Annotated in this window: 14 protein-coding genes; 6 read left to right on the top strand and 8 right to left on the bottom strand. The window is 42.1% G+C overall.

The genetic code is table 11. The features are described 5' to 3' along the window. Window positions 1-100: 100 nt before the first annotated feature. Window positions 101-268, bottom strand: coding sequence for a hypothetical protein (locus AB0756_RS01725; RefSeq protein WP_153021577.1), 168 nt, complete (start codon window positions 266-268; stop codon window positions 101-103). 246 nt (window positions 269-514) lie between these two features. On the opposite strand from AB0756_RS01725, the gene AB0756_RS01720 reads away from it, so the two are divergent. From AB0756_RS01720 to AB0756_RS01710, 3 genes are all read left to right on the top strand, one after another. Continuing rightward, window positions 515-1,126 carry a peroxiredoxin gene (locus tag AB0756_RS01720; protein ID WP_038077814.1) on the top strand — a complete coding sequence of 204 codons (612 nt, stop codon included), beginning with the start codon at window positions 515-517 and terminating at the stop codon, window positions 1,124-1,126. 172 nt (window positions 1,127-1,298) lie between these two features. Beyond that, on the top strand, window positions 1,299-1,841 hold the full coding sequence (locus tag AB0756_RS01715; protein ID WP_038077851.1) for a peroxiredoxin family protein: 543 nt from the start codon (window positions 1,299-1,301) through the stop codon (window positions 1,839-1,841). A gap of 48 nt (window positions 1,842-1,889) precedes the next feature. Further along, window positions 1,890-2,537 carry a glutathione S-transferase family protein gene (locus AB0756_RS01710; RefSeq protein ID WP_038077817.1) on the top strand — a complete coding sequence of 216 codons (648 nt, stop codon included), beginning with the start codon at window positions 1,890-1,892 and terminating at the stop codon, window positions 2,535-2,537. An 85-nt stretch (window positions 2,538-2,622) separates the two neighbouring features. Here AB0756_RS01710 and AB0756_RS01705 read toward each other — a convergent pair whose 3' ends face one another. The 5 genes from AB0756_RS01705 to AB0756_RS01685 form a co-directional block, all read right to left on the bottom strand. Further along, complete coding sequence (locus AB0756_RS01705; protein ID WP_038077818.1) at window positions 2,623-3,624, bottom strand: DnaJ C-terminal domain-containing protein; 1,002 nt, start codon at window positions 3,622-3,624, stop codon at window positions 2,623-2,625. Window positions 3,625-3,799: 175 nt separating this feature from the next. Next, window positions 3,800-4,261: an AAA family ATPase gene (locus AB0756_RS01700; RefSeq protein WP_038077820.1), complete on the bottom strand. Its 462-nt coding sequence runs from the start codon at window positions 4,259-4,261 to the stop codon at window positions 3,800-3,802. 64 nt (window positions 4,262-4,325) lie between these two features. Continuing rightward, on the bottom strand, window positions 4,326-5,615 hold the full coding sequence (locus tag AB0756_RS01695; RefSeq protein ID WP_038077821.1) for a glucose-1-phosphate adenylyltransferase: 1,290 nt from the start codon (window positions 5,613-5,615) through the stop codon (window positions 4,326-4,328). 154 nt (window positions 5,616-5,769) lie between these two features. Continuing rightward, the gene (locus tag AB0756_RS01690; RefSeq protein ID WP_408019809.1) at window positions 5,770-6,147 is read right to left on the bottom strand and encodes a hypothetical protein; all 378 of its coding nucleotides are present in this window, start codon (window positions 6,145-6,147) and stop codon (window positions 5,770-5,772) included. Window positions 6,148-6,255: 108 nt separating this feature from the next. Further along, window positions 6,256-7,992 (bottom strand): S8 family peptidase, encoded by a 1,737-nt coding sequence (locus AB0756_RS01685; protein WP_038077822.1) that lies wholly within the window; start codon window positions 7,990-7,992, stop codon window positions 6,256-6,258. A gap of 640 nt (window positions 7,993-8,632) precedes the next feature. Between AB0756_RS01685 and AB0756_RS01680 the strand changes: the two genes are divergently transcribed. Beyond that, window positions 8,633-10,615, top strand: coding sequence for a response regulator (locus AB0756_RS01680; protein ID WP_038077824.1), 1,983 nt, complete (start codon window positions 8,633-8,635; stop codon window positions 10,613-10,615). A gap of 38 nt (window positions 10,616-10,653) precedes the next feature. Here AB0756_RS01680 and AB0756_RS01675 read toward each other — a convergent pair whose 3' ends face one another. Continuing rightward, the gene (locus AB0756_RS01675) at window positions 10,654-10,824 is read right to left on the bottom strand and encodes a hypothetical protein (RefSeq protein ID WP_167844829.1); all 171 of its coding nucleotides are present in this window, start codon (window positions 10,822-10,824) and stop codon (window positions 10,654-10,656) included. Window positions 10,825-10,986: 162 nt separating this feature from the next. Next, on the bottom strand, window positions 10,987-11,205 hold the full coding sequence (locus tag AB0756_RS01670) for a hypothetical protein (RefSeq protein WP_038077825.1): 219 nt from the start codon (window positions 11,203-11,205) through the stop codon (window positions 10,987-10,989). A gap of 493 nt (window positions 11,206-11,698) precedes the next feature. Here AB0756_RS01670 and uvsE point away from each other — a divergent pair, with 493 nt between their 5' ends. Together uvsE and AB0756_RS01660 are read left to right on the top strand one after the other, a co-directional pair. Then, on the top strand, window positions 11,699-12,715 hold the full coding sequence (uvsE, locus tag AB0756_RS01665) for a UV DNA damage repair endonuclease UvsE (RefSeq protein ID WP_038077827.1): 1,017 nt from the start codon (window positions 11,699-11,701) through the stop codon (window positions 12,713-12,715). A gap of 54 nt (window positions 12,716-12,769) precedes the next feature. After that, window positions 12,770-14,368: an Hsp70 family protein gene (locus tag AB0756_RS01660; RefSeq protein ID WP_038077829.1), complete on the top strand. Its 1,599-nt coding sequence runs from the start codon at window positions 12,770-12,772 to the stop codon at window positions 14,366-14,368. The last annotated feature ends 246 nt before the right edge of the window (window positions 14,369-14,614 follow it).

Here is a 14,614-nt window from a genome sequence, read left to right as displayed (position 1 = left end):
ATAGTCGTAACAGAATGCAATCAAACTGTTAGGGAGGAGTAAGTGAACTGGAGCAATCCAGGGAAAGTCGAAGTCATTGACTGACTGACTCCACCATGACTCAACGTGAAATTGTTGATTTTACGTTACCTGCTCCGGGTTTCGTCTGCTTGCGAGTCATGACGCGGGGGAGGTTAGCCAGCCTCAAGCGTCGGTTAAGGAATATGGCTACTTCACGATAGCGCAATCCCATAACCCATTGACAAGCTTTTAAGCAGTGTTGAGGCAAATAATGCCCCCCTTTGGGAGTGCTCAAATGAGCCAGTGACACTTGTAGTTTGGGGTGGGGCTAATGTCCGATTTCCCTCAAATTACTGTAAATTATCCTAATTTTTGGCTATTGAGTAGCATGACTTTTAATAAAGTCACAAGATATAAAGGATAAAGGGTAGAGGGTCAAGTTAACACTTTATCCTTCATACTTCATACTTTATCCTTCACTCTTTCGGATGTAATTTTAAGGAGATATTTGTAAATGCCTCTTAGTTACCCATCAGAAGGATGCCTCCGTGTAGGTCAACAAGCTCCCGACTTCACAGCAACTGCTGTAGCAGATCAGGAATTTAAGACAATCAAACTTTCTGACTATCGCGGTAAGTACGTCGTACTGTTTTTCTACCCCCTAGACTTTACCTTTGTTTGTCCCACAGAAATTACAGCTTTTAGCGATCGCTACGAGGAATTCAAAAAAATTAACACTGAGATCCTTGGTGTTTCTGTTGATAGCGAGTTTTCTCACCTCGCATGGATTCAAACCGATCGCAAGTCTGGTGGGGTTGGAGACTTAAATTACCCCTTGGTTTCTGACATTAAGAAAGAGATTAGTGCTGCTTATAACGTTCTCGATCCAGCAGCTGGCGTTGCTTTACGCGGTTTGTTCATCATTGATAAAGATGGTGTCATTCAGCACGCGACCATCAATAACCTAGCTTTTGGTCGTAACGTTGATGAAACTTTGCGGACACTGCAAGCTATTCAATACGTCCAATCTCATCCCGATGAAGTTTGCCCTGCAGGTTGGCAACCGGGCGACAAGACAATGGTTCCCGACCCTGTGAAGTCCAAAGTATACTTCTCTGCTGTCTAACAAAAATGTCAAGACGCTTCTCAAAGAGCGTCTCTACATATCTCATAAATGTAAAGACGCGCCATGGTGCGTCTTTACATAAGGTTAATGCACTTTTTGTCTGTCTCAATTCAAATAAATTTTTTACATAAACCGATTTAGAATCATATTGATAATCATTAAGGATACTATCATGATAAACTCAATGAATCTAAACGGATTATTAAACGAGCGCTTTTTTCGGAACTTTCTACCCATACCCGCAACCAACACTTTAGTTGTGGGTCAATTTGTGCCTGATTTTCAACTTCCAGATATTAAGAATGGGGCTGAGGTAAGAATATCAAATTACCGAACTAAGCAACCAGTAATACTTGCGTTTACACGAATTTTTACAGAAAAACATTATTGTCCCTTTTGCTTTCCCCACATCAAAGCCTTAAATGAGAACTATGAAGAATTTCAAAATCGAGGCATAGAACTTTTGCTTATTACCAGTACAGATCGGCAGCAAAGTAAGATAGTCGTCAAAGATTTAGGGTTAAAAATGCCATTGCTGAGTGACCCCAGTTGTCGTGTATTTCAGACCTACGGAGTTGGGCAAGCTTTAGGAGCACCATTACCCGCACAATTTGTATTAGATAAAGAAGGAAAACTCCGCTACAAGCATCTATTTTCATTTCTCGACCATAATGCTAGCGTGGAGAGATTGCTGGAGCAGTGTGCAAGAATGTGATTGCATGCATCCAAGTTCACCTTCGATCTAAAGCTAAAAAATTATTCTATGCTCAAGCTTTATCACAACCCCATATCATTTAACTCTCGCCGAGTCTGGATAGCATTACTGGAGAAAGAGCTTGAATTTGAACTAGTAGAAATCAAACTAGACGGGGATCAATTGCAACCGGAATTTTTAGCAAAGAACCCCTTTCACCACATTCCAGTTTTAGAAGATGATGACTTCACTATAGTGGAATCCCTAGCAATTTTAGATTATCTGGAAGCAAAATATCCCAAACCAACTTTCATCCCTACAGATGCACGAGCCATAGCCACAATGAGGATGGTAGAAATGGTAACTGTCAACGAGTTATTACCTGCCATGACTCCGTTAATTAACAGAGTTATGGGTTTTCCTGGTAGCAACTCTCCAGAAAAGCTCGAACAAGCTAAGCAGAAAGCAGCTACCGTATTTAGATTTTTAGAAGATATTCTAGGTAATGATTTATACTTAGTTAACAGACAATTTACTTTAGCTGATATAGTTGCTGGAACAGTAGTGCCTTTATTTCCCAGTCTTGGTTTTCCCTTAATTTACTATCCAAAACTCAGTTCTTGGGCTGAACGTTTAATGCAACGTCCATCTTGGCAAACGACTCAAGCAAGCCCAGAAGCCATAGAAGCATTCAAAGCTAGGTTCAAAGGGCAGTAACTAGAACTTAATTACACCGGAAGAAACTGAAAGCCCCGTACCTAAAGGTCGGGGGACGCCAGGTGCGATGAAAATTTAAAACCTATTACAGCCGAATGTGCTGAAAATTGGCACGGGGGTTGAAAGTCCGCATAGAGCGGATTTTTTCATAACACTCCTGTTCCTGAGGAGTCATATCTTTAGGAGGTACGATCGCTACTTTAATTAACTGGTCACCCCGTCCACCCCTAGGTTGAGGCCATCCTTTACCACGCAAGCGCAAAGATTGACCAGATCTCACCCCTACAGGAATTTTAACAGTAACCATGCCATCAGGTGTTGGGACTTCAACAGATGCTCCCAAAACAGCTTCATCTGGTGTAATGGGTACTTCACACACCAAATTATCACCTTCAAACTGAAACAAAGAATGGGGTTGAAGTTCTACCTTCAGATATAAATCACCTCGTTGCTGTGTGAAAGGGTTGACTGGTCCCTTACCTCTTACACGCAAACGGCTCCCAGTCTTGGCTCCTGCTGGGATGCGAACATCAATAACCTCATTGCCAAGATTGAGATGTTTTTGCACGCCATGAAATGCTTCAGAGAAATTCAGGGTAATTACCGCCTCACTATCTTGGGTAGCATTGGCAGAACCAACATCTTGAGTTCCAAAATCGCTAAAGTTACCAAAACCGCCAGGTCTGCTTGTAGATGTACTGTAGCTGTAAGCTTGTCTCCCAGCACGAGGACCAGCACTTCCACCAAAGCGTCCTAACAATTCACTGATAAATTCATCAAAGCTGCCATACTGGCTGAAGTCAAAACCGCCCATGTCAACACCGACACCACCAGACGGAAACCCTTCAGATGCTTGTTTCCAGTACTGACCAAATTGGTCATACTTTTTGCGTTTGTCTGAATCTGACAAAACTTCGTAAGCTTCGTTGATTTCCTTAAAACGTGACTCAGCTTGCTTGTTGCCGGGATTTACATCAGGATGGTATTTGCGAGCTAGTTTGCGAAAAGCTTGCTTAATTTCTTCTTGAGTGGCAGTTTTACTAACTCCCAATGTTGCATAGTAGTCTTTGAAATCGGTTGAAGCCATTTACCAGCCTCCTGTAGAAATTCCCATTAAATTTTCTTATACATTTTCTGCCATCAGAAGCGCGATCGCTTATCTCCGGCATTTAATAGATTCTGACTATAAATTAACAAAGATTAAAGAAAATCAAGTGCGGTTTTTGCTCTTACCACAAGTGCAATTCCCGTACTCAAGAGATTTAAACAGAAAATCTTAGTAGCTCGTTGAGTCCTTCCTCCAAACTTGGAGGTGCATCGCGGAGTTGACGGTGCATGCGAAATATGACTTCTTCGGGAACTTGACGCTGACGTTTTTTGTTCCGCGCCAGACACAACCAAACCGGGGTATCTACCCAAATCCCAGTGATGTGAGTAAACCCTATTTCACGGGCTGAAGCGATAACTTCTCGTCGATGGCGTCGCTGAGCATTAGTCGCATCATAGATTGTTATATTATCGCTTAAGACTGTTTCCCGAAATTGCCGCAAAACTTCATGCCAGAGAACCAGCCAAGGTCCTTGAACGGCTTCGCCGCCAAATAATTGCCCCCGGATGGTATCGGTAGAAATGATTTGCATCTGGGGGCAATCTACTAGCAAGTACCTTGCAAAAGTTGATTTACCACTGCCAGGAAGACCTATAAGTAACAGTAGTTTAGTCATTAGTTAGTGGTTAGTAGTCAGTAGTTGATTATTCTACTAACAACTAACAACTAACAACCAACAACTAAATCACTGTTCCATCGGGAATAACAGCATTTTTCAGCACTACAATAATGCCACTACGAATGTAAAAGCCTTGACTTTCTTTCTCAGCTTCTTGGACATTATCTTTGTTGACAATATGTACATCGCAACCAATGCGAGCATTTTTATCAATAATGGCACGACGAATTGTTGTGTTAGTGCCTATTCCTAGAGGAACGGGATTGCGATCGCAATCTGATTGACGTTCGGCAAAAGGTTGATAATAATCGGCTCCCATAATCAAAGTGTCTTGAATAACACACCCTGCTTCAACACGCGATCGCACGCCCAAAACTGAATGTTCAATTCGGCAGTTTTTCAGAATACATCCTTCACTGAGCATGGACTCTACCACTTGGCAGTCCAACATCTTTGTGGGTGGTAAGTAACGAGCACGTGTATAAATTGGTGCGTGTTCGTCATAGAAACTAAAGGGTGGCATGGGTTGCTGAGTCAATGCTAAATTTGCTTCGTAGAACGCTTCAATCGTTCCAATATCTTCCCAGTAACCCTCAAATAAATAAGCTTGAATGTTATGGTTGGATGCTGCTGCAGGAATAATTTCTTTTCCAAAATCTGTCCTTTCTGAGGCTTCTTTCAACAATTTAATCAAAACATCTCTTTTAAAAACGTAAATGCCCATTGAAGCAATGTATGGCTGCTCGCGAGCTTGTTCTGGAGTCAAGCCCAACACAGTTGTATCCACACGCATTTCTGTTTTCGCCTCGCCTTTAGGTTTCTCGCTAAAGCTAACGATCCTGCCAGACCCGTCAATTTTAACCAAACCAAAATCAGAAGCGCGACGGTCATCAATGGGTAGCACCGACAAAGTGATATCAGCCCCTGTATCTCTGTGACGCTGAACAAATTGACGGTAATCCATCCGGTACAAATGATCTCCAGAGAGGATGAGATAGTCTTCTGCGTCCCATTCTTCCATCAACCACAGGTATTGCCGAACAGCATCAGCCGTACCTTGGAACCAGCTAAGGTTTTCTGGTGTTTGCTGCGCCGCTAGAACTTCCACAAAACCTTCAGTAAAGCCAGCAAAGTTGTAAGTACGGGCAATATGACGGTTCAATGAAGCTGAGTTGAATTGTGTCAGAACGTAAATTTTAAATATCTCGGAGTTTATACAATTACTGACAGGGATATCGATGAGACGATATTTCCCCGCCACAGGTACAGCTGGTTTTGCACGTAACTTAGTCAGAGGATAAAGGCGGGTACCTGCACCCCCTCCAAGAATGATAGCTAAAACACTTTTCACGCTAAGTTCTCCCGACGACTGCCTTTCAACTCACTTCTTCAGTTTAGGACTGTCTGTGGCTGCTGATAAGGGGGTGAAGGTAGATTGTTGTATTGCTTCTGACAGAATTCTGAACTATCTCTTTTGTAAGAGGTTAAAGGTTGGGTATCAGGGGCTAAGCTAACCTGATGCCACGTGAAGTTTTTTGATTTAATAAATTTAGGTTCTGAGACAGCTTTATGTACTGCACCCAGGGCTGTTCCGACAAGTCAGAAATAGCATTTGGGGATAAATCCGCTGTGAACACGTCTTTTCCTGGAGTCACATCGGCTACGCCCAAGTTTTTTAACATATCAGATGCATCAGCAGTATCTGCGGCTGCATTTGTGTGAATGAAGACCTTTAAACTTTGTTGTTGCGGGTCTTCAACTTCGTTTAGCCTCATTGTCAGGGCGGTATCTAACTTTTGATAATCCATAACGACCTCAAAGTTTGCCAAAGGAGGACTGTAAGATTTCCAACTTCTTAGAAAAGTCGGAAATCCGACGAACATAACTTTTTAACTAAAACTGTGCTAAGTCCACGCTATCAAACTTTGATAGTACTTGTTACTACCATTCGTCGTACAAAAAGCGAACTACTTAGTTTCTGCCCGATCGTGCTAAAGATTTTCTGTGTTAACCAATCCAAAGCCCCATTTGTTATCAAAACTTCCTGGGGGTTTTCCTGGAATTGAGCTATTTTTTCGCAGTATATCTTTAATGGCAGTTGTATCTAGGTGGGGGTCGCGTTGTAAAAGCAGTGCTATCAGCCCAGTGACAAAGGGTGCTGCCATGCTTGTACCCATCATTGCTACAAACTTGCTGTTAATTATGCTAGTGCGATCGCAGTTAGCGCTAGAAGACAGGGCAGAAACAATCATTGCTCCTGGTGCAGCAACATCAGGCTTTTGGGCATCATTCCTTAGCGGTCCCTCACTGCTAAAATCGGAAATGTCATTCAACTGAAAGCCCATTTCTTGTAATTGGTTATCAATATCAGTATAATTCGCTTTAGTTGTATAGGAAGCTACTGTAATTGCACTGGTCGCGCAACCGGGAGAGCCAATTTTTACAGAATCTACAACGCTGTTGCCAGTAAATAACACGGAGCCATCCAAAGTCCAAAAGTCAACTCGTATATCGTGGGAGGAAGTGTTGTTAAACCGTAACTGCCAATTACCTCCCGGTACGGGTTGGCTAAAATTGCCCTTACCGGAACCCCGAATTTGTACGACTACATTATAGTCACCATTAAAAGGATCTGGCCCTGGTGTCGCTATTTGTACTCGTGCATCTTTAAGAGTGTGTTCTTGAGTGTAATTGCCTTCGGTAATGATGTGTTGGAAAGGAGTCACAAAACCATTGGGGCTGCGGACGGAAACCTCTAACTGACCCTTACTGGAGTACCAGCCATTTAATAACGCGATACTCGTCTGGTTTAATGGAACATTAAAACGCATGGTATGTTGTTTACCCGCAGGTACGATCGCCTGACCGTGAATGTTGTCGTTCCCCTCATTACCCGCCGCACAACAAATGATTCGACCGGGACCAGTTTCAGCATCAATAATTTTTGATAATGAGTCAGTGCCATCGTGAGCATCATAATGCCCACCCAAACTTAAATTAATAACTGCAGGACGTCCCATTTCTCGGGCTACTCGGAAAATATATCGAATTCCATCAGCAATGTGACCTTCATCTAAATCGCTTTTCACAATCACCAATTCTGCCTGTGGTGCTATCCCTCCATAGGTAACATCATGACCAGCTGCGATACCAGTAACATGAGTTCCATGACCGTTTGTATCTTGAGAAACGGTCAGCAGCGAACCCGTTAACTCCGCCCCATATTTACCTTCAGCAACTCCAGGTCCGGACAACACCTGATCCCAAATCCTTAAGATACGTCCTTCAAAAGCAGGGTGTTTTGGATCGATACCAGTGTCTATCACACCGATAATCACTCCCTGACCGCTGAGATTGCTATTTTTCTTGATAAACTCCGGTACCCGTACAGCGCTCTTTGCAATATCCATCCGCAGTTTAAGTTTGCGCGAGGGCTTAATGCGTTGGATGGCAGGATCTTCAGATAGCGCGTCTAAACTGTCTATGGGTAAAAAAGCGGTGCGAACACTTCCTCTATTTTGGTTGACTTCAATGCCGTAGTCTAACAACGAACTGAGATCTGCTTGTTCGTCACAATAAAGAAAAACGACGCTGCGGGTAGGTTTGAGGGTATTTCTAGGGGGAACTATACTCAGCGTTCGTATTTGTGGAGTTAACGCTTCTTGTCCTTCTCGTTGATAATCTTCAAATGCTATCAACAGGCCCGGAGATAGTTTTTCGTGCCTCATCTTACCTCAACTTAAATTTAATCACTGCCAAAGTGTAACAATATAAGCTACTGTAATATTATTGAGAAAATATAATTTTTTGAGTTTCTCCACATTTTACTTGGGTCTATTTATCGTTTTTCCACGTACATACTAAGTCAGCTTTGATAACCTTTTTAAAGACCTAATGACTGAAGGTCGTAGCTGCACAATTCCAGGAAGAGACGCAGAGACTGTGGGACGCTAGTAGCGCTCTGATATTACATATGGGGATTGAACCCCAACTAAAATGAGGCAACTTATAGAAATTGGGGAGCCACTTTGCGGGAGATTTATTCTTCCGCAAACGTAGCGTGTTTTAAACCCTTTGAGGCTGTCGCCTCAGACGCGGGACGTAGCGACTCTCCGCTTCAGGTGTGTCTCTACGCCCCGCGTCTCTTTGATAAATCCCCTCTGGGTTTGCCCTTCTCGCCAGTTACCACAAGTCGGGAAACCCTCCCATAGCACTGAACTTAGCAGTTCCCACACTGCGACTTCGCGGTCAGGTGTGGGGCTTATGCTTGGTTTTAGCTAAAATTTGGATGAAGTATTTACTATTCTTATGTGAGTATATTAATAATTTATTAAGATTACTGACAACAGTTGTTGCAAAATTATTTTTATGGTATTCGCGTCAATGTTTATTCCCCACGGACACTGCTATCTTTGGCAACCAGAGTTAGTGGGATTGCATATTATTTCAGATGGTCTTACGGCAATAGCTTATTACTCTATTCCTGTCACGTTAACTTACATTGTTGAAAAGAGGCGCGACATTCCTTATAACTGGATTTTCCTCTTATTTGGAGCTTTTATTGTTTTATGTGGCACAACCCATATCTTGGAAATTTGGACACTTTGGCATCCCAACTACTGGTTATCTGGCTTCACTAAAGCAATTACTGCCTTGGTTTCCCTGTATACAGCTGTAATGCTAGTCAGATTAGTGCCACAAGCGTTAGTAATTCCCAGTTCTGCTCAATTTGAAGAAGTCAAAAATGAAATAGCGGAACGTCAACGGGTAGAAGCGGAGTTACATAAGGCAAAAGAAACTGCTGAGGCTGCCAATCGTGCCAAAAGTCGGTTTTTGGCTTCTATGAGTCACGAGCTACGCACCCCTCTTAACAGTATATTGGGTTTTACCCAAATTATGCATCGAGATACCTCTTTTTCTCCACAGTACAAGGAGTATATCAATATTATTAATCGTAGCGGTCAGCACTTGCTGGAATTAATCAACGATGTGTTGGAGATGTCGAAGATTGAAGCAGGGAGGGTGAAGCTGAGTATTGCTACTTTCGATCTCTATCGCCTTATAGATACCTTGGAAGAAATGCTGCATCTTAAAGCTGTATCCAAGCAACTAACATTAACTTTTGATTGTGCATCCTCAGTACCGCAGTATATCAGTACAGATGAAAGCAAATTGCGCCAAATTTTACTGAACTTGCTCAGTAATGCCATCAAGTTTACAGAAAGTGGTAGTGTGACGTTACGCGTCAGGTTGGGGACAGGCGACTGGCAACTGGGGACAAGGGGCAATAGGGAACAAATGACCCAGTCAATCCCCAATCGCCCTTCGGGTATCTCCTATGTGCAAGGCACACGCTCCGCGAACAAAGACGCTACGCGAACTCAGTTCCCTAAAGAAGGAAACCCTCCAGAACCATCTTATCAATCCCTTCTTTTTGAAGTGATAGATACAGGTCCCGGTATCGATCCTACAGAAATGAATTTACTGTTTGAAGCTTTTGAACAGACATCTATTGGTAAAAAAACAGCAGAAGGTACGGGATTGGGACTACCTATCAGTCGCTTTTTCGTCAATCTTATGGGTGGTGAGATGACCGTTAGGAGTGTTGTAGGTGACGGGAGCGTATTTGCTTTTAATATTCAGGTTGAAGTACCGCAAATAACACAGGTACAAAATGAATTATTCCAAAAACGGGTAAAGAGCCTTACTCCCAATCACCCAGTTTATAGATTGCTCATTGTGGATGACACTTGGGAACATCGTCAACTCCTAAAATCGCTCCTCAAACCTCTGGGCTTTGAGGTAAGGGAAGCAGAAAACGGTCAACAAGGTATAGAAATCTGGGAAAGTTGGAAACCTCACCTGATTTTTATGGATATGCGAATGCCCATCGTGAATGGTTATGAAGCCACACAACGTATCAAAGCCACCCCTTTAGGACAAGCCACCGTGATTATTGCTCTCACAGCAAATGCATTCAACGATGACCGATCGCTAACCCTATCTGCTGGCTGCGATGATTTTATCCGCAAGCCATTTCAGGAGGAAGAAATTTTTGATAAGCTTGCCAAACACTTAGGTGTCAGCTACGTCTACTTTGATTGTGCCCCTGTTGGTCAAACATCACAGAAACGCTATAACACTTTAAGCTTAAGCAAACAAGATTTAGCGGTGATGCCCGAACAATGGATACAACAGTTATATGAAGCAGCCTCTGGCGGTAGTGATGAACGTGTTTTACAGTTGATAGCTAAAATTCCAACAGAACACGCTACTCTCATCGATACTCTTCAAGAACTGACAAGCGACTTTCACTTTGACGAAATTGTTAAAGCAATAACACAGGAGTAGGAAATCACAATCCCATCCTTATCCAAATTTTCCCATCATCAACTATTGTTTGGTGGATCGGATATCAGATCGTCAACATATTTTCTGAGAATATCTTGCCAATTTGGTATAGTCTTCAGTTTTTCTCTGACTCCCTTCCTGACTTTAAATTGAACGGGGCTTTTATCGTAAGCTTCGCCTTCTTTAGGTTGAAATTTTTGGATCGGCATAGTTTACATATTAATTTAATATCTAGTATACTAGATATCATATTGAATAACTTTCGTCAAATGTCAACGCTCGCTTACTATAAAAGCTAAAACCGCCTAACGACCAATCGGGGCATTTTTGTGGTGTTACATTTATGAAGGTATTAAAAATTGTACCTTAAATTATGCTTTAGAAGTTGGCTTGAGACATAGCCAAGCGACAAAGAAGGTTGCAGCCGTAAATAGTTGCGTTAAATCCAAAGCAGACAGATATCCATCTGAAAACGATGCAATACTGCGATCGGTAATGCCAAAGAGCCAAGAGGAGATGCCAAAAAGCCAAATCCCATTCTTAAAATTCCCCACAAATTGATTGGGGTTAGATGGTTGCTGGTTATTCATAAATTTTCTGTTCCATTTAGTAAAAAATTTGATGGTTGAGAAGACGCACTATTCAACGTGCTCCCCTGTAGGCATTTCTCGGTGTAGTGCTTGCACAAGTTACAAATTTTCTGGGTACTGACTCCTATGGTTAAGCTACTCTTATATTAATAAATATTTAATATGCTTGACAACACTATCAAAAGGTACATCTACTCAATTGTATGCTTGACAACAAAGATTAGCCCCTGTATTTTTTCCTAAAAGTTACCAAACACGGTGCAAAAGCATTTTTAATGCTTTTTTGACAATTTATGTAACAATTATTTATTTTCTAGAATTGAGTTTTCTGTAGAGATCGATACAATCTCAAAAATTCCTGCATCTGTGTAATTTTTGTTACTCTTTTCTGATTGACGCTCGCTGCTTACCGTTAATTCTGTCTTTAGATACTGAGCAACCACGGGTAGAAGTCAGTTAGATGGAAAGAGTGGAGTCATGGCGATATAAAACTATGTCAGCAGTGCAGGAATCAAAATCCCAATCGCGGATTGCAGATCATCACTCGTCTAATGCACGGCAATTGCCAAAAACCGAGCAGGATGATGCAGGGTTTCCCCCCGTTGCAGCAGCAACTGCTTCTCCACGCTTAGGGCTTGTTTGCATAACATTTTCTAAAGATGTTCGTTACCGAACTATAACGCGAACCCGCTACTTAGAACTTCCAGAAAATCAGCGTGAAACTGCTCTTAAGGTCATTTATCGAGAAAACCTACAACGTTTGGATTTTGCATTAACTTTCTGCGTGCGAAACTCAATTCATCTTTACCGCATGCCATCCGGCTTATTCCCCATGAGCGATCTAGAAGATGAAGTTGGTGCAACTGTCTTGCAAAACATGAGTGCAGATTTAGCCAAAATTGGACAAAGGGCAGAAAGAGTCGGCATTAGAATGGTGTTGCATCCAGATCAATATGTAGTCTTAAGTTCCGATTCACCGCAAATCGTGGCATCCAGTATCAAAATTTTAGCTCGTCATGCCCGCACGCTAGATATGCTGGGGTTACCACGTTCTTCTTGGTCGCTGATGAACATTCATGGTGGAAAATCTCAACGTGCAGATCGACTTATAGGGGTGATTTCAGAATTGCCAGAAAATATCAAAAACCGCTTAACTTTGGAAAACGACGAAAACGCATACAGTTCAAGTGAAATATTGGAAGTTTGCCAACAAGCTGGTATTCCACTTGTGTTTGATGCCCACCACCATATTTGTCATGAAAATTTAGAAACATATGACCACCCGAGTGTTGCTGAAATATTTTACGCTGCACGAGCAACTTGGGCTAATCCCAATTGGCAGTTAGTTCATATTTCTAATGGTGAAGAAGCATTCAACGATAGAAAACACAGTGAGTACATCACGGCAATGCCAAGTGTATACAGTGAAGCTCCTTGGATAGAGGTTGAAGCCAAACGCAAGGAAGAAGCGATAGCCCATTTGCGTGCTTGGTGGCTTGTGGGAGAATAATGTTATGTAAAAGCTAGCAAAGTTTGTGTCTCGGCATGGCATAATTGAAAAACTATGGCAATAGCAATCGATTTTGGTACTAGTAACACGGTTATTGCTCGTTGGAACCCCGTTACCCAAAGCCCAGAAACTATCACCCTACCCGGTTTATCGATTCAACAAAGTCTCAATCCTCCTTTGATTCCTAGCTTGGTGTATGTTGAAGATGCTTCAAAGGGGCAAGTTTTAGTAGGGCAACAGGTGCGCGATCGCGGTCTGGATCTGAAAAACGAACCGCGATTTTTCCGCAGTTTCAAGCGCGGTATCGGTGCAGATATTCAAGGATTCTTACCGGAATTAGATGGGCAAATCATTACCTTTGAACAAGTGGGGCAATGGTTTCTTTCTCAAGTGCTTGAACAATTGTCATCCCTCGAAGGAGGGATAGATTCTTTGATGTTAACTGTACCTGTTGATAGCTTTGAAACATACCGTCACTGGTTGGGAAAAGTCTGTGAAGCCCTTCCTGTAGAGCAAGTGCGAATGCTAGATGAACCTACCGCTGCTGCTTTAGGTTATGGCATGACAGACCAAGACATTCTTTTGGTTGTTGACTTTGGCGGTGGAACCTTAGATTTATCAATAGTTCAATTGGATAAAACCGTACAAGCGACTCAAAAGCCTTTAGGATTTATACTGAAGTGGGGTAATAAGTCTTTAGCAGAAGATTCAAAGCAAAAGGTAAAAACGGCTCGTGTCTTGGCAAAAGCCGGACAAAATTTAGGCGGGACAGATATCGACCGTTGGTTGCTGGATTACTTTGCTAAAACTCAAGAAATACCAATCAGCCCTTTAACAACTCGATTGGCGGAAAAGATAAAGATTCAACTCTCAACTCAAACCCAAGCGAGCGAAGTTTATTTCAACGATGAAACGTTTGAGAGTTATGACTTGGAACTCAATCGCGAGATTTTGGAAAATATTCTTCAAGAAAATTCCTTTTTTGAACGACTTGATGAGTCTATGACTTCTTTGTTGCAACAAGCGCGACGCCAAGGAATAGAAGTTTCAGATATCAATGCTGTGTTATTGGTTGGCGGAACAGTACAGTTACCTGTAGTTCAAACATGGGTGAAACAGTATTTTGCTCCAGAAAAAATTCGGTGCGAACGTCCTTTTGAGGCGATCGCCCAAGGAGCTTTACAGCTTGCTCAAGGTGTAGAACTCAAAGATTTTCTCTACCACAGTTATGGTGTTCGCTATTGGGATCGCCGTAATAACCGTCATAACTGGCATCCTATTATTAAGGCTGGACAACCGTATCCAATGGCGCAGCCTGTGGAGTTGGTTTTAGGTGCTTCCGTGGAGAATCAGCCCAGTATTGAGTTGATTATGGGTGAATTAGGTGCAGAAACGGGTGGTACAGAAGTTTATTTTGATGGCGATCGCCTGATTACTCGTCGTCTAAATGGCTCCCAAAGCAGTGTCAAAGCTCTCAACGATAAAGACGGTGCAAGAACTATTGCTCAACTGACACCACCAGGACATCCGGGGAGCGATCGCATCAAAATTCTTTTTTTAGTTGACGAGCAGCGCTTTTTACGGATTACTGTTGAAGATTTGTTAAGCAATGAAATACTTTTGGAAAAACAACTTGTTGCACAATTGAGTTAGTAAGTGGTTGGTGGTTAGTAGTTCATTATACCTTGGATGTGCAATACTTAACCAACCATCCAACTCATTCAACCATAATAATAACCGTTAATTGCCAACCACTAACCACTAACCATTCTGTAATTTCACGTAAAAAACAAATTGAAATTAAGATTTAGTGAAGGAAACCTCTTGTACTTGATAACTTTCCGAGAAATCCATATTTTATAAGAGACATTTAAAACTGTAACAATTTATGGAAATTAT

This window comes from Tolypothrix campylonemoides VB511288_2 (assembly GCF_045999855.1).
Lineage (GTDB): Bacteria > Cyanobacteriota > Cyanobacteriia > Cyanobacteriales > Nostocaceae > Scytonema > Scytonema bouteillei_A.
The sequence above is the reverse complement of the archived record's forward strand: the minus strand, read 5'-3'. Positions and strand labels throughout refer to the sequence as shown.

Bases quoted from the DNA above. Each gene is read 5' to 3' on its own strand.
- AB0756_RS01720 (WP_038077814.1), top strand. From the start codon at position 515: ATGCCTCTTAGTTACCCATCAGAAGGATGCCTCCGTGTAGGTCAACAA.
- AB0756_RS01715 (WP_038077851.1), top strand. From the start codon at position 1,299: ATGATAAACTCAATGAATCTAAACGGATTATTAAACGAGCGCTTTTTT.
- AB0756_RS01710 (WP_038077817.1), top strand. From the start codon at position 1,890: ATGCTCAAGCTTTATCACAACCCCATATCATTTAACTCTCGCCGAGTC.
- AB0756_RS01705 (WP_038077818.1), bottom strand. From the start codon at position 3,624: ATGGCTTCAACCGATTTCAAAGACTACTATGCAACATTGGGAGTTAGT.
- AB0756_RS01700 (WP_038077820.1), bottom strand. From the start codon at position 4,261: ATGACTAAACTACTGTTACTTATAGGTCTTCCTGGCAGTGGTAAATCA.
- AB0756_RS01690 (WP_408019809.1), bottom strand. From the start codon at position 6,147: ATGTTCGTCGGATTTCCGACTTTTCTAAGAAGTTGGAAATCTTACAGT.
- AB0756_RS01685 (WP_038077822.1), bottom strand. From the start codon at position 7,992: ATGAGGCACGAAAAACTATCTCCGGGCCTGTTGATAGCATTTGAAGAT.
- AB0756_RS01680 (WP_038077824.1), top strand. From the start codon at position 8,633: ATGGTATTCGCGTCAATGTTTATTCCCCACGGACACTGCTATCTTTGG.
- AB0756_RS01675 (WP_167844829.1), bottom strand. From the start codon at position 10,824: ATGCCGATCCAAAAATTTCAACCTAAAGAAGGCGAAGCTTACGATAAA.
- AB0756_RS01670 (WP_038077825.1), bottom strand. From the start codon at position 11,205: ATGAATAACCAGCAACCATCTAACCCCAATCAATTTGTGGGGAATTTT.
- uvsE (WP_038077827.1), top strand. From the start codon at position 11,699: ATGTCAGCAGTGCAGGAATCAAAATCCCAATCGCGGATTGCAGATCAT.
- AB0756_RS01660 (WP_038077829.1), top strand. From the start codon at position 12,770: ATGGCAATAGCAATCGATTTTGGTACTAGTAACACGGTTATTGCTCGT.